Annotated in this window: 23 protein-coding genes and 3 pseudogenes; 11 read left to right on the plus strand and 15 right to left on the minus strand. The window is 57.3% G+C overall.

The window, feature by feature from the left end:
• Positions 1–44: 44 nt before the first annotated feature.
• From AC6I6X_RS17460 to AC6I6X_RS17470, 3 genes are all read left to right on the plus strand, one after another.
• Entirely contained in the window at positions 45–680 is a 636-nt protein-coding gene (locus AC6I6X_RS17460) for an IS6 family transposase (protein ID WP_497931805.1), read from the plus strand.
• Positions 681–770: 90 nt separating this feature from the next.
• Entirely contained in the window at positions 771–1,319 is a 549-nt protein-coding gene (locus tag AC6I6X_RS17465) for an HVO_A0114 family putative DNA-binding protein (RefSeq protein ID WP_497931806.1), read from the plus strand.
• Positions 1,320–1,643: 324 nt separating this feature from the next.
• Positions 1,644–1,877: a hypothetical protein gene (locus AC6I6X_RS17470; RefSeq protein ID WP_497931807.1), complete on the plus strand. Its 234-nt coding sequence runs from the start codon at positions 1,644–1,646 to the stop codon at positions 1,875–1,877.
• A 117-nt stretch (positions 1,878–1,994) separates the two neighbouring features.
• Here the strand turns inward: AC6I6X_RS17470 and aglM are convergent, their stop codons facing one another.
• From aglM to AC6I6X_RS17510, 8 genes and pseudogenes are all read right to left on the minus strand, one after another.
• Positions 1,995–3,281 (minus strand): UDP-glucose 6-dehydrogenase AglM, encoded by a 1,287-nt coding sequence (aglM, locus tag AC6I6X_RS17475; RefSeq protein WP_497931808.1) that lies wholly within the window; start codon positions 3,279–3,281, stop codon positions 1,995–1,997.
• Between the two features lie 759 nt (positions 3,282–4,040).
• Complete coding sequence (locus AC6I6X_RS17480) at positions 4,041–4,457, minus strand: DUF8036 family membrane protein (protein WP_497931810.1); 417 nt, start codon at positions 4,455–4,457, stop codon at positions 4,041–4,043.
• A complete protein-coding gene (locus tag AC6I6X_RS17485; protein WP_497931811.1) occupies positions 4,450–4,749 on the minus strand; it encodes an ArsR/SmtB family transcription factor in 300 nt (99 codons plus the stop codon). Before AC6I6X_RS17485 ends, AC6I6X_RS17480 begins: the two co-directional genes overlap by 8 nt.
• Positions 4,750–4,865: 116 nt before the next feature.
• Entirely contained in the window at positions 4,866–5,147 is a 282-nt protein-coding gene (locus AC6I6X_RS17490; protein WP_497931813.1) for an SHOCT domain-containing protein, read from the minus strand.
• Positions 5,148–5,282: 135 nt separating this feature from the next.
• Positions 5,283–6,011: an ABC transporter permease gene (locus AC6I6X_RS17495; RefSeq protein WP_497931814.1), complete on the minus strand. Its 729-nt coding sequence runs from the start codon at positions 6,009–6,011 to the stop codon at positions 5,283–5,285.
• On the minus strand, positions 6,008–6,916 hold the full coding sequence (locus AC6I6X_RS17500) for an ABC transporter ATP-binding protein (RefSeq protein WP_497931815.1): 909 nt from the start codon (positions 6,914–6,916) through the stop codon (positions 6,008–6,010). Before AC6I6X_RS17500 ends, AC6I6X_RS17495 begins: the two co-directional genes overlap by 4 nt.
• A 106-nt stretch (positions 6,917–7,022) precedes the next feature.
• Positions 7,023–7,280 (minus strand): annotated as a pseudogene (locus AC6I6X_RS17505) (cupin domain-containing protein); the annotation flags it as partial.
• A complete protein-coding gene (locus tag AC6I6X_RS17510; RefSeq protein ID WP_497931816.1) occupies positions 7,277–7,624 on the minus strand; it encodes a DUF7475 family protein in 348 nt (115 codons plus the stop codon). The pseudogene AC6I6X_RS17505 and the gene AC6I6X_RS17510, both read right to left, overlap by 4 nt.
• Positions 7,625–8,048: 424 nt before the next feature.
• Here AC6I6X_RS17510 and AC6I6X_RS17515 point away from each other — a divergent pair, with 424 nt between their 5' ends.
• Positions 8,049–8,342, plus strand: a complete 294-nt coding sequence (locus AC6I6X_RS17515; protein WP_497931817.1) for a putative sulfate/molybdate transporter — start codon at positions 8,049–8,051, stop codon at positions 8,340–8,342.
• A 113-nt stretch (positions 8,343–8,455) separates the two neighbouring features.
• Here the strand turns inward: AC6I6X_RS17515 and AC6I6X_RS17520 are convergent, their stop codons facing one another.
• On the minus strand, positions 8,456–9,112 hold the full coding sequence (locus AC6I6X_RS17520) for a lactate utilization protein (RefSeq protein WP_497931818.1): 657 nt from the start codon (positions 9,110–9,112) through the stop codon (positions 8,456–8,458).
• Positions 9,113–9,558: 446 nt separating this feature from the next.
• Here AC6I6X_RS17520 and AC6I6X_RS17525 point away from each other — a divergent pair, with 446 nt between their 5' ends.
• The 3 genes from AC6I6X_RS17525 to AC6I6X_RS17535 all read left to right on the plus strand — a co-directional run bounded on the left by AC6I6X_RS17525 (position 9,559) and on the right by AC6I6X_RS17535 (position 10,951).
• The gene (locus AC6I6X_RS17525; RefSeq protein WP_497931819.1) at positions 9,559–10,236 is read left to right on the plus strand and encodes a helix-turn-helix domain-containing protein; all 678 of its coding nucleotides are present in this window, start codon (positions 9,559–9,561) and stop codon (positions 10,234–10,236) included.
• A gap of 104 nt (positions 10,237–10,340) precedes the next feature.
• Complete coding sequence (locus AC6I6X_RS17530; RefSeq protein WP_497931820.1) at positions 10,341–10,628, plus strand: HalOD1 output domain-containing protein; 288 nt, start codon at positions 10,341–10,343, stop codon at positions 10,626–10,628.
• A gap of 74 nt (positions 10,629–10,702) precedes the next feature.
• Positions 10,703–10,951, plus strand: a complete 249-nt coding sequence (locus AC6I6X_RS17535; protein ID WP_497931821.1) for a hypothetical protein — start codon at positions 10,703–10,705, stop codon at positions 10,949–10,951.
• A 379-nt stretch (positions 10,952–11,330) separates the two neighbouring features.
• Here AC6I6X_RS17535 and AC6I6X_RS17540 read toward each other — a convergent pair whose 3' ends face one another.
• On the minus strand, positions 11,331–11,744 hold the full coding sequence (locus tag AC6I6X_RS17540) for an EamA family transporter (RefSeq protein WP_497931823.1): 414 nt from the start codon (positions 11,742–11,744) through the stop codon (positions 11,331–11,333).
• Positions 11,745–12,137: 393 nt separating this feature from the next.
• Here AC6I6X_RS17540 and AC6I6X_RS17545 point away from each other — a divergent pair, with 393 nt between their 5' ends.
• The gene (locus AC6I6X_RS17545) at positions 12,138–12,575 is read left to right on the plus strand and encodes a hypothetical protein (RefSeq protein ID WP_497931824.1); all 438 of its coding nucleotides are present in this window, start codon (positions 12,138–12,140) and stop codon (positions 12,573–12,575) included.
• A 339-nt stretch (positions 12,576–12,914) separates the two neighbouring features.
• Here AC6I6X_RS17545 and AC6I6X_RS17550 read toward each other — a convergent pair whose 3' ends face one another.
• The 3 genes from AC6I6X_RS17550 to AC6I6X_RS17560 form a co-directional block, all read right to left on the minus strand.
• Positions 12,915–13,853: a hypothetical protein gene (locus tag AC6I6X_RS17550; protein WP_497931826.1), complete on the minus strand. Its 939-nt coding sequence runs from the start codon at positions 13,851–13,853 to the stop codon at positions 12,915–12,917.
• Positions 13,854–14,056: 203 nt separating this feature from the next.
• Positions 14,057–14,887, minus strand: coding sequence for an IS5 family transposase (locus AC6I6X_RS17555; protein ID WP_497931876.1), 831 nt, complete (start codon positions 14,885–14,887; stop codon positions 14,057–14,059).
• 293 nt (positions 14,888–15,180) lie between these two features.
• Positions 15,181–15,591, minus strand: coding sequence for a hypothetical protein (locus AC6I6X_RS17560; RefSeq protein ID WP_497931827.1), 411 nt, complete (start codon positions 15,589–15,591; stop codon positions 15,181–15,183).
• A 305-nt stretch (positions 15,592–15,896) separates the two neighbouring features.
• Between AC6I6X_RS17560 and AC6I6X_RS17565 the strand changes: the two are divergent.
• A pseudogene (locus AC6I6X_RS17565) lies at positions 15,897–16,184 on the plus strand (PIN domain-containing protein); the annotation flags it as partial.
• A 177-nt stretch (positions 16,185–16,361) separates the two neighbouring features.
• Here the strand turns inward: AC6I6X_RS17565 and AC6I6X_RS17570 are convergent.
• Together AC6I6X_RS17570 and AC6I6X_RS17575 are read right to left on the minus strand one after the other, a co-directional pair.
• Positions 16,362–17,579, minus strand: coding sequence for an MFS transporter (locus tag AC6I6X_RS17570; RefSeq protein ID WP_497931829.1), 1,218 nt, complete (start codon positions 17,577–17,579; stop codon positions 16,362–16,364).
• A 934-nt stretch (positions 17,580–18,513) separates the two neighbouring features.
• A pseudogene (locus AC6I6X_RS17575) lies at positions 18,514–19,179 on the minus strand (IS6 family transposase); the annotation flags it as partial.
• 183 nt (positions 19,180–19,362) lie between these two features.
• Between AC6I6X_RS17575 and AC6I6X_RS17580 the strand changes: the two are divergent.
• Both AC6I6X_RS17580 and AC6I6X_RS17585 read left to right on the plus strand, forming a co-directional pair.
• On the plus strand, positions 19,363–20,187 hold the full coding sequence (locus AC6I6X_RS17580; RefSeq protein ID WP_497931830.1) for an IS5 family transposase: 825 nt from the start codon (positions 19,363–19,365) through the stop codon (positions 20,185–20,187).
• A gap of 145 nt (positions 20,188–20,332) precedes the next feature.
• Positions 20,333–21,529 carry an MFS transporter gene (locus AC6I6X_RS17585; RefSeq protein ID WP_497931831.1) on the plus strand — a complete coding sequence of 399 codons (1,197 nt, stop codon included), beginning with the start codon at positions 20,333–20,335 and terminating at the stop codon, positions 21,527–21,529.
• Positions 21,530–21,861 lie beyond the last annotated feature (332 nt).

Below are 21,861 nucleotides of genomic sequence, written 5' to 3' on the forward strand. Positions count from 1 at the left end.
AGATTAGAGTTTGAAGGAGCGAGACGGTGGAATTCGTGGTGCCTATGCCCGAATTCAGCAGCCTCACGCACCCTAGCAGCGACATTCAGTTAGATTTTGTGGAGCGCGAGCAGACACCGCGGGAACTGATGCGACTCAGTATCCACCTCCATCTCGGCGGCCTCTCGCTTTCGGATACTGTTCGCATTCTGGAGAGATTCGGTGTCGACCGTGCTCGTTCCACTGTCCACAACTGGGTGCAAAAAGCAGAGCTACAGCCCGAGGACGGTAAATCGCCGGATCACGTCGCAGTCGACGAGACGGTGATCCAGCTCACTGACGAACGGTACTGGCTGTTCGCTGCTGTCGATCCAGCCACGAACGAATTCCTCCACGTACGGCTGTTTCCGACGCGAAACACCGGACTTACAGGAATCTTCCTCGACGAGTTGAGCGAGAAACACGACGTCGACGACGTCGTGTTTCTCGTCGATTCCGCTGACTGGCTACGAGCTGCACTCCACCGCCGAGGCTACGAGTTTCGGTACGAACGCCACGGCCATCGTAACAGTGTCGAACGTGTCTTCCAGGAAATAAAACGGCGAACGTACCAGTTTAGAATTTACTTCCGAAACGCCGATCCAAAAACGGCCGAAAAGTGGTTACAGAGCTTCGCGTACTACTGGAATCGGCTAATCTGAACAATGCCCCGGCGCGGGCCAAAAACATCAAATAAAACCACTTTCACCGGTGTTTATAGGATATGGAGTTGACATCCTTCCTGGGAACAAATGGGATCGACGGGGGACTCGCGAGGATACTGTCCGAGCTGTGACGCCGAGCAGCGTATCCAGAAGACGGTGCCGTGGCAGGCAGATTTCTGTGCGATATGTGGGACCGATTCCGAACCACCGGACGACGCGATGGCGACCGGTGGGACACCCGACGGCGATCACACGATGTACATCCGCTTCCGGCCCGGCGGTGCGGACAGCTATCGGGACGTGCGCCGCATACGTAACCGCGGCGACGCGCTGGTCCCCCAGTTCAAGGTAGTCATCGACGACCTCGACGATCTCGATCGGGTGACCCGGCCCGAGACCCTCGACCTCCTCCGGACGCTCGTCCAGCACGATCCCGATCACGTCCGGGACGTAGCGGGGCTCGTCGATTGTGACGTCCAACACGTCCAGACCACTCTCGAAGAGCTCGCGGCGCTACAGCTGATCGAGTTCGACACGGACGGTCGGCGAAAACGGCCGACCGTCTGGTACGACTCGATCGAGATCGAGCTCCCCCTGGACATGTCGGCCGTGACGCGAGACAGTGCGAACCCGTGATACGGTCTCTTGCTCGGGACCGGTCCTGACGCGGACAGCGCTTGATCGACGAGGCTGGGTGGTGCCACGGACTGCCAGCGAGAGATCCCGATCAGGGGTGTGATTCGGATCCGGGCGAGGCCCGCGAGCTAACGCCGAGATCGTCGCTCAGCTTTCGGGTCGCGCAACGGCCTGTGGTGTCGCTTGCGGACGCAAGGGCCAGCCAATCGCGGCGAGGTTCGCGATCGCTGGCGCAACTCCGCAGTCGTGGTCAGCAGGCGCGGGCTGCGTGTGCCTTACCGGACCCGAGAACGGGACGTCCGGTCACAGTATCTGTACTCTCGCGTGGCCGACACGGCGTGCGACCCGCCCCAGCCGGCGATCGAGGATGTCGTCACTTCTATCGAGGCGACTGATCTGCTGATCCCCTCAGGCCGAGCGATCGACGCGATCGGCCGCGTCCACTGGCGGATCGACGTCGGCTATCCCGAGGTTCGCGAGGAGGCTGAACGACGGCTCCAGGGGATCGACACGGACGAAGACGAAGCCGACGTCACACTCGAGTACGCGTCCGGTTGAGGCCTGTCGCTCACCGATTCCGTTCTGGTGGCGGTCTAGGCTGTCAGCGGGAGCAACGACGGCTTGCGCCGGCGGCATCCTCGCGCAGGGGTGGCCGATAGGTAGCGGGATATCCGGTTACCAGGTCAGCCCCTCGTAGATGAGCTCCTCGGTGGGCTCGACGATGCGCCGCCCATCGACGACGAGCGGTCGGTTCATCCGCTGGAACTCGTCATCCAGGGTCGCGAACTCGTCCCAGTCGGTGACGACGACCGCGCCGTCAGCCCCCTCGAGGGCGGCGGCCGCGCTGTCGGCGTACTCGATGCCGGGGAAGTGCTCGCGCATCGGTTCGGTGGCGACCGGGTCGTAGGCGACGACGTCAGCTCCGTTCTTTTGGAGGCTCTCGATCACTGGGATGGCTCGCGAGTTGCGGATATCGTCGGTTTGCGGTTTGAACGCCAACCCGAGGACGGCGATGCGAGCCCCATCGGGATCGACGTGGTCGGCGAGCAGGTCCAGAAGGCGTGCGGGCTGGCGATCGTTGACCTCCGCAGCGGCCTCGAGCATCGCCGGCTCGTAGTCTGCGTCGCGGGCCGCAGCGGCGATCGCGGCGACGTCCTTCGGGAAGCAGGAGCCACCCCAGCCGACGCCGCTCCGGAGGAACTGTTCCGAAATGCGCTCGTCGAGGCCGATCGCGTCCATCACCTCGTAGGCGTCGAGGCCGAACTCCTTGCAGATGTTCCCGAGGTCGTTGACGAGGCTGATCTTCGCGGCGAGGAAGGCGTTGTTGGCGTACTTGATCATCGCGGCCGTCTCGGGGTCGGTCTCGACGATCGGCGGGTCCTGCTCGTCGATGAGGGGCTCGAAGACCGCGCGGAGCCGATCGGTGGCCCACGCCGAGTCGGTGCCGAAGACGAGTTTGTCCGGGTGCTGGAAGTCGGCGACGGCGCTCCCTTCGCGGAGGAACTCCGGGTTCATCCCGACTTCGACGCGGTCGCTGTCGTCGGCACCCTCACGGATCGCCGGTTCGAGCACCTCGCGGATGCTCGGCGGCGTCACGGTACTCTTGATCACGACGAGATGGCGCTCGTCTGTGTCAGCGAGCGCGTCGCCGGTGGCCTCGGCGGCCGCTGCGAGCGCGCCGAGATCGATGCTGCCGTCGGCGTTCGACGGGGTGCCGACCGCCAGGAACGTCACGTCGGATTCGGGGACCGCATCGTACGAGGTCGTCGCCGTCAGGCGCTCCCCGGTGTGGGTGGCGAGCAACTCCTCGAGGCCGGGTTCGTCGATCGGCGCGCGGCCGTCGGTGATCGTGTCGACGATCGTCTGGTCGATGTCGATCGCGGTGACCTCGTGGCCGAAGTCCGCGAAACAGGCCGCGATCGTCGTCCCCACGTAGCCGCTCCCGATGACGCTGATCTGCATATAGGGACGGGCTTGCCCGACCGGAATGAACGTTGTGGTACTGCGAGACGGCGCTGTTCGGATCGCGAGAGCGACGTCGTCGCGTGGCACCTCGATGGGGAGTCGTGCGCCGCAACTTCGCCTGCGCGAACGACCGCGTACCCCCGGCGTTCGGCGAACTGGCGAGTCAACCGCTCGGGAGCGCGGATCGCACGGAAACCCGCAATCACCGCTTCGACAGCGATGAGGAGGGCGAGACCGAGGCTCAAGACGATGCGAAAGCGGATGGCATAGAACCCGCTGTTGAGACTGAGCCCGATGATGGCGGGTTCCGTCTAGCGGAGAGGGGCGATGCTGGCGCTGAGCTTGCAGGCTTGGAGGGGCGTGGCCCGGAAGAACTGGGGGAACTGGCAGTGTAACACCCATTCCAATCAGATAAGTACTGTTAGCCCTGTTGAACCCCTCAATCGATGATCGATCGTAGCGACCGTGCTGCATACAGCGCGCGAATGATGCACGACATTTGGCTCGATCTGCGAAGACGGTGATCGCTCAGTACAGGCGATGGAGTGAACGATGAGGTGTACTTCACATCAGAAATTCATCAAAACTGCCGTGCAAGACTTAGAGCGTGAATGCGGTACGACCGCCACATGGATCGGGGTCCTCACGTCAAAAATAACCCGCCTTCCGCACGGAACTCTCGGGCAGACCTGGTCGTATACCCCGGAAATTGAACGCCGAGGCAGTTCACCGACGCGTACAGACACGATGGCGTGCTTACGAGTAGCTCTGATAGAGGAGGACGATGACAGCGATGCTGGCGAACACATCGGGAATGAACACGAATGGGCCGAGCGTTGTTCCGTGGCGGAATCCCAATAGGATCGGGAGCAGAGGGTTCGATGAGACGGCGTACAGAAGCAGCGCGACGGTGATCAACAGGAGGCTCAACGTGAACCGATTGGGGAGGTCCCGGTAGACCGCAATGTAGTTCCACAGGAGAGCGAGCAATACGACGACGTTGAGCGTCGTCACGAAGAGCTTGATCCGAACGACGCTCTCGACGCCGACTGGCGGTGCATGGGGAGGAAGTCCCAGATTCGGCAGGCCGACACCGAGTGCGATTCCACCACTAATTATCGCTGCTATCCCAACGACGGCTCCCGTTTTCAACAGACCAGTGTTGTTACGCATCGTTACCCTCCTCGTCGAGGTCAGCTTGTGCCGCGATCTCGTTCAGGACATCGAGGTTCTGTTCCATCCGTTCTGTTAGAAAGTACGTCTTCCCGTACTCGTCCCCCATCGACGTCACGACATCGTTTTCTTCCAGTTTGGCAAGGTGGTGTCTGATGGTTTTGTAATCGAGGTCGAGCGAGGTCGCCAGTTGATTCGCGTTCATCGGTTTGTCATTCAGCGCTCGGATGATTCGGACACGATTACGTCCTCCACGGCTTCCGCCGATCAACCACCACAATACCTTGCGCATCGGTCACTGTGTGCAGGGTACACGACGTTGTTATAAATAGACAGGTCATCTCAGGCTTCTCGATGCGTTAGCTGTCCAGTGACCACTTCCTCCCGACTGAAGCAGGTACGAACCGGTTACTGGACCAGTCGTTCCTTCCGCGTCTGGAACTCTTCGTCGTCGATCTCGCCGTTCGCATACCGCCGACGAAGCGTCTCAAGTGCTTGATCGGCCTTCGTTTCGGAGGCATCGGTTCCGCTCCGAGTCGATTTGAGTACGAAGTACCCGACAGTACCCACGAGCAGGAGGACCAGAAGGAATCCGAACGGGGCAAACATGAACGGACCGCCGAAGGCCCCCGCTCCGTGGCTGCCTGCTGTCAACGGTACGAGGGACGCAAGTCCCGTGATTAGTGCCATTGCAACTACTGATAGCGCCTATGGCAACATGTAATTTCTCCGAATTATTGCCGGAATAGCGCCGGGTTCGACCCAAATTCATTCCTACTACACCCGACTGGCTCTGTGGAAACCCATCAGTGACGAAAAACCGCGCTACAGGCGTCTGGGAAGCGTTCTACGATGTAATCCTACCGCGAGGCCAAAGGCCGCAATAAAAAAGAGCAGTAGCCCCAGGAGCCAAATGAGTACACTCTCACCGGTTCCCAGTCCGTATCTCGTCGTTTTGACGAGGTAGGTCAACGGGGATGCGTAGGCCACCAATCGACCCCATCCGGGGAGATTCTCGACCGGAATGAAAATACCACTGACGAAGATCACGGGAAATTTGACTAACGTGGCCAGCATCATTACGTCCGACGTCTGGTCTGTGGGTATGGCGGCCATCAGAACGCCCAGCGCCGAAAACCCGAACGCTGCGAGAACGAGACCGATTCCGAGGCTGCCAGGATGGGGAACTGAGAATCCAAGGACGAGGGACAGGCCACCGATGGCGACACCGGTGATGGCGACGCCGACAGTCGCGGACGCCAGGACGTCGCCAAGCAGTATCTCGGTGACGGTAATCGGGGCAGAGGCGAGCCGCTCCAGCGTGCCGTCTCGGGTTTCCCACGGGCCAATGACTGGCGAGATCGACGTGGCCGTGAACCAGAGCGCCATCCCCACGAGACCAGCGACGAGTTGCGTCTCGGCCATGTCTCGCCCCATCGTAAACGCGAGAAAGAAAAACGCCGGGATGAGGATACCGAAGATGAGGACCGGTCCCTTGGCGTAGTATATCCGGATGTCCTTTTTCGCCACGGCCAACACTCGCTGCAACCTCATGAGCTCTCCTCCGTGAGGGAGATAAACGCATCTTCAAGGCTCGGCCCACTCGTTTGCAACGAACGTAGCGTTAGGTTCGTCTTCTCCGCGTAGGCGACGACCGCTTTGACGACAGCATCCGGATCAGGGGTCATGAGGCGAAACGTATTACCACGCGTTTCTACCCGTTCGACCGCATTGAGCCCACCCAAAACGTCTCTCTCGACGTCCGAGGCGAAACTTACCTCGACAGCTCGTGTACGATCGATTGCATGTTTCAGTTCGTCGGGGGTATCGATAGCCGCAATCTTGCCTCGGACGATAATAGCGACTCTATCGCACAGCCGGTCTGCTTCGTCAATATCGTGGGTCGTCAGAAACACTGTTCGGCCCTCCCGATTCAACTCCGCTATCTGCTTCCGGATGAGCCGCTGACTCTCGACGTCGAGGCCCGTGATCGGCTCGTCCAAAAAGAGGATGGAAGGGTCGTGGATGAGCGCCATCGTCAGCATGAGGCGTTGCTTCATCCCTTTGCTGTACTCGCTCGTCGAAGAGTGACGTCGTTCGAACAACCCGAAAGAACGCAGTAGCTCCGTTCCGTTGGTTTGTCGCGTCTCTCGTGGGACCCCGTACAACTCGCCGGCAAGCATTAGATTCTTCCAGGCCGTCAGGTCCGGATACGCGTTGAACTGCTCCGGAACGATGCCGATCTCGGACTTCGCCGCCTCGGTGTCGGTCCGGATGTCGTTCCCGACAATTTGGGCAGCTCCCGAGTCCGGTCGTAAGACGCCGGTCAGCATCCGGATCGTGGTTGACTTCCCAGCGCCGTTCGGACCGAGGAAGCCGAACACTTCGCCCTCCTCGACCTGAAAGGAGATCCCATCGACAGCGGTGAGATCGGCGAAGTGTTTTGTCAGGTTCTCCACATCGACTGCCGCTGAGTGCTTCGTTTTCGACGAATTCATTGTCGTACCAGCCAGTATAGTGGGTTTCTTGCACGCCACGGATAGTGAGCGGTTCGTTGCACTGGATTCCTCTCCGCTCACCGGATTCAAGATAGAGGGCATCGCCGTCCGTGAGCTCGACAGTTCCTTCGCTCGTGGTGAACTCACCGGTACCTTCGAGAACGAAGAAGAACACCTCGTATGGTTCGGGGTGGGGCTCGATTTTTTGCCCCGTATCCAAACTGACAAGACCGATAGTGAAGGCCTCGGCTGTGAGGAGGTCCTCCTTTGTCGGTCCATCCGTCGGCGAAACGCGGTTATCGACGAGAGTTTGATACGCCATCATTCGTTCCTCCAATAGAGGTATGCAAGCAACACGATGATGACGACCTGGACGACCTTGTCAACATACCCGAGGAGGGTGAACTCGCCAACGTTCGCCACGTACCAGAGGGGAATCTGGATACCAGTGTAGAGAATTCCGATCAAGTAGAGCACTCGCCGGCGGTAATCGAGGAGGAACAGGCCGACACCGGCGAGAAATCCAACGCCGGCGAGTGAGACGGGTATGCGTCCTTCGACAAAACCCGCGTACAGGTGGATGACGCCGGTACTGATGATCAACCCCACTGCAAGCCAGTGTATCGGTTTGAGCGATTCCGTTGTGATTGATTCTGCAGTCAAAGCCATTCTGTACATGGTGATTTGGAAAGCGGTCTAATAGGGATTGTCCAGACTCCAGCACGAATACGACCAGATTAGACCCAATTTCCGCTCTCTGATGAATGGGTGCCCACCAATGCGGCTGTACGTACTGATTGTAGGGAGCGACCCATTCCCTCGTGCATCTATACCGTCGGGATGACATGACAAGCGTTTCGTCTGCGAACTGGAGTCTGGTGACAGCCGTGAGCGGTGGGCTGAACTCAGCCGTTAGGTTGAGCCGTGCGTCATAAATCTCGAACGACAGGAACGAGGACCGTAGCACGTGTACCGTTCCGTTTTGATGCGTCACAGCGCAGGCTCATGAAACTGAAATCCATTGCAGATCGCGGAGATAACCAGATCCCGTTGCTGGACAGGTTAATGCTCTTTGAGGACTTGACCGCGGATAGTGGCGCTGTCAAGCGATTATTGGCGCACGCCGCAAGTCGAATTCTCCGGCGGTGGATTCACCGGCGCGATAGGGGATTCAGTTACGGTGTTTCCGGTGGTCGTCGCCATCGCTGCCCTCACGGAGCTCTCGCAGACCCATCTCCTTCTCGGGGTTGCCGTGTTCCAGATCGTCAGGGGGCTCTATTACGGCCTGCCGGTATCGGTCGGTACGATCCGCCTGCGAAGTGTGGCTGCTGCGGGGCAACGGAACTGGTCACTGAAGTGGGCTGGCCCCACTTCAAACAATAAGTAGTTTCAAAAATTACATAACAGTACTTCAGGACCGCTACCGGGGAACTCCTCCGCTGAACGCCCTCGAAAACGGTCGAAAAACGCCGGGAGAGTAACTGCTGCCCGGACTCGGCCTCAGTAGCCCAGTTGGTCGCGAATCAGGACGACGGTCGTGCGCCCGTCTTCGAGTTCTTGGCGGAAGATGAGTTGCTTGGCAATCGCCGAGTCAACACCATAGGCGTCGTTCGCACGTTCGTTTTCCAGGGGGTACGCAACGGACTCGAGTCGGTCGAGCGCCGCACCGAGCGTCGGCACGATCTTGTTCACGCCGCTGACGATGACGACATTGCTGGCGGCAAACGGATAGGCACCGATGCGACTCCCGGAGCGATCAGCCGCAACAAGTTCGCCCGTCTGGGCGATCGCGTTGATGCCGCCAAGGAAGTAGTCGGCCGTCTGGGATTCACGGCGGGCGGACTGGCGCTCGGCATCGTCGTCGATGCGCCAGATCTCGTTTGGCAGGGCCTCCCAGTCGTGCTCGCCCTCGGTCAGGTAGTCGATGAATCCGATTTCTTCGAGGGTCGTTGAGTGCCCGTTCATCACGGTGACGTCGGCGGGGATGTGTGACTGGAGCGTCTCCAGGGCTTCCTCAGCGGAGTCAACGACGACGACATCGAACCCGTTGGCCTCGAGATTCGCAACGGTCTCGTCCAGTGTCTCTTCGTCCGGTCGTTCGTCGAGCGTTGCGTCAATTGCGGTGTCGTCTACGTAGTCAGATTTCTGTTGGGACATCGGTGGTGGAACGGTATCCGCTCAGCAACACTCGATAGTGGTGACGGGGACATAAGCGCTCGCGGACACCGGTGCCAGGGGGTTACACCGAAGCCACCATCCACTCGAAGGGGCCGGTCCACCTGCCGGACCGCGTCCTGCGAAGTGATGTGATTCAGCACGCCTGCTGAATACAGGGCGCGAATGTGGCACGGACTGAGAGCCGATCTGCGAGGGGAGTGATCGGTCAGTACAGGGTAAGCCGATACCGGGGCGACGATCGATCTATCTGGGAGACAGCAGAAACTGCGTGCTGAATATCGAGGATGACTGCAACGCGAACATTCCGATGGTCTGTCTGACCCAGATGGATGGGAACTCAGTGTCTTGACTGGACGCTTCTTTCGCAGACCGACGCATCTTGGAGGGATATTTTTACGACCATTCCTGTAGAAATCGTACTGTCAATGAGTATTCTCACGGAATTCGTCGTCCCCGCAGATGAATTCGTCTTAGCAGACACATTAACGTCAACACCAGAGATTCGTATCGAAATCAAGCGTGTCGTCGGAGGCGAATCGCACGTCACTCCATACTTTTGGGCTTTTGGAGAAGAAATCGATCGGTTCGAGCAAGCCTTACGTGATGACGATATGGTTCGAGAAGTTCTCACTTTACAAGAGCAAGAAGAGCTAGCAAATCATGATGAAGAGGAGGAAGAGCGGTTCTATCGAGTGATGTGGGAAATGAACGTGCCAAATCTAATTTCCGCCGTCTCCGACGCAAAGGCAACCGTCTTAGAAGCCGCGAGTGTCGACGGCGATGACTGGGAAGTGAAAATTCTGTTTCCGAATGAGGAATCGCTCTCTGGATTCCGGGACTACTGCCTCGAACACGAATTCTCCTTTCAGCCACTACGTGTGTATCGACCAGAAAACCCTGAAGAACAGGCCGAATATGGCGTCACCCCAGACCAACAAGAAGCACTGGAAGCAGCATACCACGCTGGGTACTTTGAGGTTCCTCGAGACCGTACACTTACCGAACTCGCTGACGATCTCGATATTTCTCGTAACGCACTGTCTGCCCGCCTTCGTAGAGGGCATCGGAATCTTCTTTCCAATACGCTCATTCACGAGGAGTAATCACCTTAGGAAGAAATGCCCCCGGATATAAAGAGTGGTAGTACGACTACAACGAGGCTATGATGAACGGTTCCATAGGTGGGGATGGCGACAAATGTGGTATCATGACTTCAGAAGAGATCCTTGCATCCGGTCAGAACGAGAAGGATAGTTCGAGAAAAACCGAAATCACTCCTGTCAGCCACCATGTGATCAAGGCAGTCGCTGCGAAGAGTAACAAATCCGTATCTGAATTAGAGCCGTTGTACTACTCGATCGATCCAGATGCTCTCAATTCGGTTTTTTCGAGTCCGGGTGGCCAAACGATCGACCAGCTCAGATTCACATTTTCTGGGTATCAGATAGCCGTCAGCGGAGACGGTTCTGTGAACGTAGTGGCTACTGAGAATTGAGCATCTACGTAGTGATTCAGTGACTGCACACAGACAGACAGTGGGAGAAAAACAGTTTCAAAATACGGATTTGAATGGATGATTCAGAAGACCTCCCCAGTTCGGAGGCTGACAGGGTAATCGAACGCGAGGAAACGTACGAGCACGAGACGTACGGGTCGGTCGAGGTCACAGCGATTTGGAGGGGAGTCGACGGAGTCGATACAACCCGTGAAGCAAACGAGAGAGATGTCTACATCGTCCGGTACTCCACCGATGAGAACGGAGAGGAAGTCGATGAACTCACAGACACGTTAGACGAGTTTCTCGAATCCATCGAGTAGAGCGAACGACGAATTGACTCACTCCAATAGAACATTCGCGCCTTATCTCTCGCAACCCTACAACGAACTACTGCACTGCTGTCAGAAACGGTCTGCTGACTACAGAGCATAGGCCTTGTTTAGACGCGACCGAGATCGGCGTTAACACTTCGTTCTCAAAGTATGGAACCGCACTGCGAGGTGCTTACCACCGGATTCTGTTCAGTCAAAATGACTCCTGACCCGCTCATCCGGGAGCGTCTAAACAAGACTCAGAGCATGAGTTCAGTACGACGACTTCGTTTGTGTCACGCCGAAATCGGTGAACCCCAGCTCACTACACATGCGTATTGTGCAGTTTCGTAGAACACACGGATCACGCGTGCCCAGACTCGGGGCATCACGTGGCAATGAGGAAAACCGCAACAGCACCAAACGCGACGCCGAGGGCCTTCTTCGCCGTGACTCCCTCGCCCAACACGACGATTCCGAGGAGTGCTCCACCGACGAGGAACATCCCGAAGATCGGCACGACGACGCTAACAGGGCCAGTCGAGAGTGCGCGAAAATACCCGATGACAGCACCAGCGAGACAGATTCCTGCTGCGAGTGCGAACCCGACGGGTCGGCTCGTCACCGACGGAACTGACCACTCACCGAACAGGGCCGCCACAGTCGTCGCTCCCACGGCCAGTGTGCCGACCGCAATCGGCATGACCGTGAATGTCGGCAGATCTTGGAGAGCAATTTTCATAAACAGGAATGCGAACGAATAACAGCCCATCGCTAGCAGTGCCCATAACACGTAGTTCACAGAACCTTCCCCTCCAGATCAGCTATTACTCGCCCTTGGCGGTGTGTCATATACTCACATCTGTGTCTGGAAACCGTAGGGAAAAACCTTACTGACCGAGCGATAACTAAATTCGGTGTCAGCGTTCGGTTAGTCTACTGCACCGAGCGATCACTACCTTCGCAAATTGGACCCAATCTCATGCGATATTCACGCCCTGTATTCAGCAAAACCTGAACGTACTCCCGGATCACTGTCAAGAACGGCGTGCTGAATACAGAGTGTGCACCTCTCACGGAGACCACGTTTATTTCGCCCCGTCGGTGTTGAACTAACCGCTCAGTAGGAGTGCATATTGACTGGATAGATAGAGTGAGCAAAGCTATTTACTTTTGCGTTGACAATTGATGGAGCATGGTTGAGTTTCCCTCAGCATCCCTTGCTCTTGTCAAGGGCGTTTCTCGGAGAGAAGTGCTTTCTTTGACGGGAGTAATCGCTTCGATCCTCGTTTCGGGATGTAGTGACTCCGTCTTATCCAATGACTCGGAAGGAGAAGGTGACACTATTGAGATTATGGTCGAAAATCGGTTAGATGAAATCGCAACGGTAGGTGTCCGGGTAGAGGATAAGGAGGGAGAACTGTTGTTTAGTCGGGTGTACGAGATCGAACCCGGTCACCTTGATTCGTCTGCTGGTATCCAAGCGACCCCGTCAACGGTGACTGTTTTCACTCCAGAAGGCAACTCCGCTACGTGGAAGTATGCCCCCGATTTAGACACCGACTGTGACGGCGAAGATATCGGAATTACAATAAAAGAAGACGGTTCGATCGATTCGTGGTACGCCTGTTAAGTACACAACCTGTACTGAAAGATTTGGCTGATCAAGTGGGCTGGCAGACTGTGCCGCATTCGCGCTATGGATTCAGCAGCGGCTGAACTTTCTACCAGAATCTTGTCAGGAACTGCGTGCGAGATACAGAGGATGGGCCTTGTTTAGACGCGGTGCAGATCGTCCTCTACGGCTGTTGTCCAAACAACAAACCGAGTCGAGAGACGCTCACGGACTGGTTCTGTTTACCCGTCGTAACTACTAACCGGTGCCTTCTGGAGCGTCTAAACAAGGCTCAGAGGATGTGTATACAGCAGAACGGAATTCACCGGAGACGTTGCTACTGATAGTTACGTGCCGTTAGTTGTCCCCGTGGTACTGCTCGAAGTTCTCGATGGTGATGGCGACGCCGTCTCTATTCGGTACGTCACGGACCGCGTACGCCGTCGGATAGACACCGTCTCTGGCGTACGTCTTGGGCTGAGCGATCGCTCGCCGATCAGTATCGGAGTGCTCTCGAAGGTACGCTTGGGTGATCATCGGCTCGACGAACGTCAGTTCCGCAATATCATCGCCGTCCGGGTCGTAGGCTCCCCAGATGAGTGTGTTCGTGAACGTCCCTCCGTTCATCTCAGGTACGGTGGGGTCGACCATGTGTTCGCCCATGTCGGTGATAACTCGCTCATCTACGACCGGACCGCGAACATATCCCTCGGGAATGTATCTGGCCGGGAGGTCGTAGGTCGGCGCGGCCGGCCCGGTGATGGCGTCGACGACGCCGGTCGGCAGCATGTGGAAGTGGATGTCAAAGTGCGGCTCGGTCCAGACGCTGTCTGGCGGGTGGCCACCGGGGTTCCAGTTCAGTCCGAGGAACGTAAACGGCGTCGGGGTCGTCTCCGGGAACGGGACGAAAAATTCCTGAGACCACTTGTGGTGGATGATCACCGACTCGCCGTTCGGTCCGTACTTGTCCGTATAGTCGTCCTCGCCGGAACTCGCGAGTTCGTCGGCCGACGGGAGCCCCTCGAGTGCGGCCCGCTCAATAAAGAGACCGTAATATTTTGGGGTCCCTGATGGCGTCACTGTCGTGAACGTCTTCGCCTCGCCATCCCCGAGGGTGACAGGATCTCCCCATTCGGTTATGCCGGCCGGGGGGAATTCATCGTCCGTGTCCGCACTCGCCAGTCCACTCATTCCAATGGCTGCTCCAGTAGTAGCCGTGGTCCCGATAAATCGTCGTCTCCCCATGTGGAATCGGTCGTCAGCAGGCTTTCGCTCTCCGGTATTCTCTGGCGTCATTGTTGAATGGATTTTGTCGGAATAACCATATCCCTCTCAAATCCCTACGCTATACATGTCGATCAAGGTTATAATACTATCGAACAGGTTTAGTAATTGAATTGTTCTACTCCTCTGTTCGTCGTTTGAGAAGTGTGATTCCGTAGTGAACCTCTGCTGCATACGCGCGATCGGGCTTGTTTAGACGCGTGATATCAGTGGTATCAGAGCTTCACGGCTTGTTCGATGTTTCTGACGGCGGCCTTTAGGACGAGCTCTCTGAACTGGCCAAACCACGTTCTGGCCCGCAACGTCTCGCCGAACCGATGCTTCAGCGCGAAGAAGATCGCTTCGACGATCGAGCGGCGGTGATAGACGTTCTCGTTGTGGCGAGCGTTGTGCGCTTTGTCAAGTGCGTAGAACTCTCGATGTTTGATTACCGGGCGGATGCCAGCATCCCTGAGTTCGTGCCGCAGCGCGTCCCAGTCGTAGCTTTTGTCAGCAGTGATCGTGGCTAGCTGTGCCAGATTTCTGGTCAGTACCTGTCGTCCAACTTGTGTATCGTGCGGCTGTTTCATCGAACAATGGATATCGAGAATGACGCTGGTATCGCAATCGACGAGCGCTGTCGTCTTGATATCGTCAAAGTTGTAGCCGACGCGGAAGACGTAGTGACGGCTGGCTTGATGGCGTTTGAACCCAGTTGCATCGATCGCCTGAACGTCGCCGAGGTCGTGCAGTGAGACAGACAGCCGCAGTAACACCCGCCAGATCCGCATTTTGAGATCTGGTTTCCGCGTACAGATGGTGGTGAAATCCGGTAGCTGATCCACAGAAAGTCCGAGTTTAGCGGCGATTCCGGCCATCTCGTACAAGATATCGAGTAATCGGCGGTAGAGCTGGTTCAGATACTCTCTGAGACAGTGGATCGAGACAATTACCCAGTCAGCGTAGCCGCCGTCACCCTTCCTGATCGCCGGCGCTGGCTTGCCGATGACAGCGTTCTGGGACAAATCGACGCATCGGTCAGTGAAGCGGGCGAGTTGAGACGGCATACTCGCCGCTTCCTCGCTCAACTCCACATAATCCCGGTCGAGACGTCAACTGAGTTGCGTCTAAACACGGCCCGCGCTGTGTATTCAGCAGGGATAGTCCAAACTACTCAACTCGTGTCAGGAATAGCGTGACCGACTCAGAGAATGAGTTCAGCACGACGGCTTCGTTTGTTTCTCGACGAAACGAGTGAACCACCCGCTCAGTGGACCTGCACATTCAGTACTGTCGGTGCGTTCTAAAGAGAGGGCGGTAAAACGGTGTGTCCAGGTCGGAATCCTCTTCACCGAAAACATTACTCACAACGATCGTACGATTGATGTTCCATGTGGAGTGTCTCAGGACTGAGGTAGAATTTGAGCCGGAGACACGGGTTCTCATCTTCAATTAGGGTCTGTGTCTCTGCAGTTACAGAGTACTCACCAGCGGTAACTCGGACGGTGTACGCTCCCGGCTCAACCGGATTTTCAAACGCCGTAGCATCGTCTCCCGAACCGGCAGAACCGAGATGATGCGTTTCTTCGAAAACCACCTCTTCCTCGTCCTCGATTTGCACCGTAAACTCGTGACCCTCCTCCCGTCGGTGATTTTCGAGTTCCAGGGAGTCGATCACCGGTTCCGACTCGGATTCGTTCTCAACGAGGCAGCCTGCACTCACTCCACAGGCCGCACAACAGACAGCCGCAACGAAGCCACGACGTTCCATATGGACGGCACCTGAACGCCCGAGTATAATCCTTCCGCACAGTGTGTACGCCGAATGTGGCAGGAGGTGGTGACCGATCAGGTGGATGTGAGTGATTGATCAGTACCAACACTCGAGGTAGTGAGTCGAATAACAACTTTCTCAGTCCCTGTCAAAACCCGTGCGTGGACGACAGTGCGCGTATGCGCCAGGACTCAGCCCACGTGCAACGTGTAGAACGCGATCTACCCGGGGCCATCCCGAGTTGACTACTTTGGATAACTCAGATCCTGCCTTGAATTTCATAACGTTCTTCACAGCGACTCGATGGAGATGCCGTTACAGCAAGCGATATCGCCAGGAGAACGATCGCGAACGAAACCGGCAAGCCTGAACACGACGTCGAAAAAACGGATGCAATCTTCGCGGGACTGGCCATCCAGTACGTCAGAGATCGCTCGACACAGAGCGTGGTCGTCCGCACCGATGATAAGCCCGCTCGGAAAGGGCTCGAAAATACAGTCACCGCACGAGGCTAGACTGACGCGAGCTCCGTCTACGGACTGGTAGACCGCATTGGAGACGATTCCGGTGACTCACTGCGGTTGATCTGATAGGCATTAGCGTCCAGTCTCAGACGTCCCAGCGTGGCAGATCACGGGTGGTTGGCACAGCCGGCCGTCCACCTCTCTGACCTCTCCTGCGGATTTCAACCGCAGCGAGAGGTGGTGGACTGCAACCCGTAAGATCTCAACGCTCGGGACTCCTCGCCCTTCAGGGCGGGGAGGATGTCACCCGCGCCCACCGGCCAGTCGGTCAGCCTCGGGGAGCGTTCGCAGCCACAGCATCGCGCCCGTACCCACGAGCGGGCCGACGACGAGCGGTACGAAGGCCCACTGCCACCCAACCACGTTTTGGACCAGGGGAAGCAACTGGATGGAGGCGATGGTGATGAGAAAGCCGATGGCAGTCTGCAGCGTCAGTGCAGAGCCGACGTAACTCTCTTCGGCGAGTTCCGAGACGGCCGCGGAGAACTGTGCGGAGTCCGCGACGATGAAAAAGCCCCAGACGAGGACGAACGGGACGATGACGGCCAGTGACGAACCGAAGACGACGCCAGCGAGGAGACAGGCGGTGCCGGAGATGACCATCGAGACGCTCGTCACCAGCGAGCGGCCCCAGCGATCGGCAGCCGAGCCCGCAAGCCAGGCCCCCCCGCCGCCGATGGCGATGGTACCGAACGCCAGGAGCGCGGCGAGTTGTTCCGCGTTGGCCGTCCCGCTGGCCTCGAAGCTGGCAGCGAGATAGATCGGTATCCAGGTCCAGACCGCGTACAGCTCCCACATGTGACCGAAGTAGCCGGTGTTCGCCAGGACGACGCTCCGGTCGGTGACGATCCGGCGAATCGCGCCGGGGTCGAACGGGGACGCCTCAGGCTGGTGTGGGCCGTCCTCATACGCGAGGACGAGAAGCCCACCGAGGGCGGCAAGCCCGGCCGTCCCGTAGAGCACGCGGTCCGGGTGATCGATGCCGCCGATGGCCCGGAGGAGGTGCGGCGACGCCGACCCGACGGTGAGTGCGCCGACGAGGACGCCGATTGCGAGCCCACGCCCCTTGTCGAACCAGGCGGCCATCATCTTCATCCCCGTCGGATAGACGCCTGCCAGGGTGACGCCGGTGGCGAATCGGAGGCCGATGGCCGGGAGGCCACTCGAGACGACGCCGGCGATGAGCGCCGTCGCACCGGCGCCAGCGAGTGCAGAGCCAGCAAAGAGATACCGCGGGCGGATGACGTCAGCGATGGTGAGCGTCGCCGACAGCAGTGCCCCGACGACGAAGCCCAGTTGGACCGCGTTGGTCAGCCACGCCGTCTCGGCGTCGGAGAGGTGCCACATCTCGGCCAGTTCCGGGCCGACTGCCGTCCCGCTGAACCACAGCGTCATGGCGAACAGCTCCGCGACGCCGACCAGGACGAGTGCTCGCCACTTCCCGTTAGCAAGTGCTGCCATTTTCACATCGACGAGACCACAGGGACAACAACATTTCGGCCACCTGGGCGACACGGCGGCTCAGCGGCCGTCCCTGGAGCGTCGATCGCCGTCACCCCGTGGCCGAGCGCTGCGACACAGGCCGCGATCGGCGTCCCCACGGAACTGCTCCCGATAACGCTGATTTTGCGTGTAGGGAAGGGCTTGTCCAACCGGAATGACCGTTGTGGTACTGCGAGACAGCACGACGTCGCTCTCGTACTCAGCTGTCAACCCAGTGACGTCGAGTTTTGCGAACCGGGACGCTCGGACGATCAGCCTTTGCACCTACGATCGTAGGTCGAACACAGCCTCGCATCGGCGAACTGGGTGATCACGTCGACGTACTCAGCCTCGTGTTCCTCGGCGCCGCTGGAAGCATTGTTCAGAGTGTCTAGTTCTAAGTGTACGTGGCGCTCTGGAACCGGCTTCAACGGTTGCTGAATCACCGTCTCTGAAATAGTGTTATACCTGATAGATATGGATTCATATCACTAACAGCATATGTTGGTTGCGTTTCAATTTCTGTGTCTTGCATATCGAAATCGGAGACCATGGCGATGAAACGCGGCTTTGAGTACTGGTGCTAACCGACGAGAAACACACTGTCTTCGTCGGTGTGTTTCTCTTTGATTTCATGTAGAAACCGACGCCAGGGCAGTATATCGTGTCGAATGGCGCCGTGCCTGAAAGACTTCGTTTGTTATGAAATCGAGTGCCGCGTATAGCCAGTGGCGTTGTTCGACAAGAGTAACTACAGGTCTGTGGATCGCGACGTTACCCGGTTGATCGCCGTCTACTGGCGATATCTAACTCATATACACACATTATAAATAGTTTATTATATTAACTTGATGAAAAGCCTAAATAATATAAAATTGATACTATGGCCTGATCGGCACTGTCTAGTTAGCACCTTCGCTGGTATCTGTCCGTTGAGTGACTGATGTGGTCGTTGTGTGTTGTAGTAGTGTACAAACTGTTCAAACCATTCTCTGACGCTCGCCCGACTGCCCACCCACGAGTTATGGAAGCGGTCAACCCGCATTTTGAGGGTGTGAAACCACTTTTCGATTAGGTTTCGCTCGACATAGTCGAGCTGACCGCACAATCCTAATCGAAAGAGGGCAGTCAGATACCCGTAGCCATCAACAAGAAACACTGTGTCGTCGAGATCGTGTTTCTCGGTCAAACGATGCAGGAACGCAGCGGCTGGATCGGTGCTTCGTCGTCCGAACACTGCGACGTCAAGAATCAATCGTGAGTCTAGGTCTATTGCAGCGTATACCCAATACCAATCTCCGTTGATCTTGACAGCAGTCTCATCAACCGCGACCCGCGACGGCTTCGCCGTCGGCGGATCTGGCACGCTATCAGCCAGTCGATGTACCCAGTGCCAGATCGCTTGATGAGTGCGTTCTACGCCGACCAAGCGAAGAATTGCTTGTGTCTCTCGGAGCGAACAACCGGTCGCGTGGAGCCGGACGGCGAACACCCTGACGGGCGTCGCCGTCCGCTCACACTCCCAACATTCATCAAATTCAGCCGCGTAGCACTCGCTGAGCAGGTCTGCGAGCATCATTCCAAACCAACTCTACGACCTGCTCGCTTCTCAAACCGCCCTAACTAGACGGTGCCAGGAAAACAATAATATCGGTGTGCAGAGAGTTATATGATACCTCTTAGGGGCTCTGGTGAATCGCCAGACAGCACCGACTTGATCCGTTACAACTAGGGAAGTGAAGTGGGAAACGGCGGATGGTTCATGTCCAAAATCTTCCGCTTCACTGGGAAAGTAGTGACATTGGCTAAAAGTGCTGTTGGTGGCCAAGGCGAATCCGCCGCCACCCTGCGGGGCGGCGGATTCGCCGACTACGCCGTCGTTTCGCTGCATTGTCTGCGGATTTACTTGGAGAAATCCTACCGTGAGGCGCTCGATCTCTTGAGCGAGATGCCACAAATACTGGCGGAGATCGGCCTTGAGAAGGCCGATCTCCCTGATCACTCGACGCTAGTAAAGGCGTTTGACAGGATCAAGATAGCTGTCTGGCGAGTGCTGCTGCGCCTGTCGGCGCAGTTGCACGAGCCATCTGGTCACGCTGCGATGGACGCGACGTTTTTCGAACGCGAAAACGCGAGCAAACACTACTGCCGACGGACGAATTATCGTGTTCAGACGCCCAAAACCACCGCACTCGTCGATACTGAGTCACAAGCTATCCTCGGCGTTCACTGTACAACCGAGAAACGCCACGACACGCAGATCGGCTGGCAACTCGCCCGCCGCAACGCGGGCGAGTTGCACAGCCTCGCCGCCGACAAAGGCTACGACTGGCAACGGTTACGTGATAAACTCCGGGAAGAGGACGTAAGACCGCTGATCAAGCATCGAGAGTTCCGTCCCATCGATCCGCACGTTATGCGCGTGATCGATGGGACTCTCTACGGCCAGAGAGCACTAGCTGAGACCGTTTTCTCGGTAATCAAGCGCACGCTCGGCGACGTCGTGCGTGCGCGAAGCTGGTATCGTGAGTTCCGTGAAAACGTTTTGATGTGTGTCGTCTACAACATCAAGCGTGCTGTGAGCTAGGTAAATCCAACGCCGTATGGCGATTCACCACGGCCCTCTTAGGGAAAGACGGATTGACGAAGCGGTTTCCCTCCGGAACGTGTCCGGAACGTGTCTCCGCCTCCGAGACAATAAAGAGCACACTAGAGAAAAGTCGTGGTAGTCGATGGATCAGTCACATTGGCGGACAGTCCTGTTCGTCTCACTTTGGCAAGTCTCCGCAAGCATCTGTTACTACACAGTATTCGCAGCGACGCCGTTCTTTCGCGACGCGTTCGGACTCTCGCGGTTGAGGGTCGGGTTCGTTGTGACCGCGCTCACGTTCGGCTACGCGGTTTGGTTGCTCCCCGTCGGCGCGTTGACCGACCGATTCGGCGAGCGATACACGCTTGTGATAGGCCTCGTCGGACTCTCCGCCGGGGCCACGATAGTCGCGAGTGCTCCTACGTACGCCATCCTGCTTGCAGCGACCTTTTTTCTCGGTTCAACGTATGCGACAGCAATGCCGGGGACGAATAAGGCCGTCTACGATAATATCGCTGCGGGTCGCCAGAACCTCGCGATGGGGATCAAACAGGTCGGTGTTACCACCGGAAGCGGTATCGGTGCGTTGCTCGTGACTGGTCTCGCGCCCATCTTGTTCTGGCAGGCCGGCTTCTTTGTCGCTGCCGGCGTCGGTCTCATCGTTACTGTCGTCTTCGGACTCTCTTATCGCAGTGCTGGAGATGGCGGAGCGACAGAGTACCCAGATTTCCGAGCGCTATCACAAAACCGTCCGTATCGCACACTCGTCGTGGCTGGCTTCTTTCTCGGTGCGGCACTGTTCACGACGACTGGATACGTAATTCTCTATATCGACGAATCGATCGGTGCTTCGGTCGCCTTCGGGGGCGTCGTGCTCGCACTCGTGCAACTATTCGGCAGCATCGGCCGCCTTGTCGGAGGGTGGTTGAGCGACAATCTGCCCGGTGACCCACAGGTCAGAATCGGCATAATTCTAATCGTACAGGCCGCTATGGCCGCTTTGCTGTTCGTCGTCGTTGCTGCGACCGACAGCGCGTGGAGCGCCGCCATCGCCTTCTCCGTGCTCGGATTCTTTGTACTCGGGAATACCGGGGTCTATTACTCCTATATGGCGACACTGGTCACAGCCAACGAGGTCGGCGGGGCGACCGCCGGCAGCCAACTCGCGCTCGTCGTCGGTTCTGTCGTCGCCCCACCTGCATTCGGCTACCTCGCGGACACCGTCGGCTACCAGGGGTCGTGGTGGCTACTTGCCGCCAGTGCTATGATCGCATCCGGGCTCATAGCTTATGGAATTCGACTCGAACCACCGATCGTCGAGCCCGCAATGCGCGAGTGACGACGATTGAATCTTGTTAGCAAATTAAGTTCGCTGGATTCGTCGAGTATAACCAGAAGATGCCTGCCGATGGTGCGCTCGAGAGCCGATTGAGCGCGGGAAACGATGAAAGAGTTCATTAGAAAGTCCCAGAATATGATTGTTATAGATTTTTGAATTCTAGACTCAATGAATTCTCAAAAAAAGGAATACAAGCGATTTGACTCAATAAACGGAAAAAGCTGACAGAGCGGCTCTCGATACCAATTTCGAATGCAGACGATAGTTACAGAACAATTTTCCAAATGAAACATAGACTGCGATAAATAATCACCTGCAGCACGGACAACATC

This window comes from Halosolutus sp. YCN4 (genome assembly GCF_059736495.1).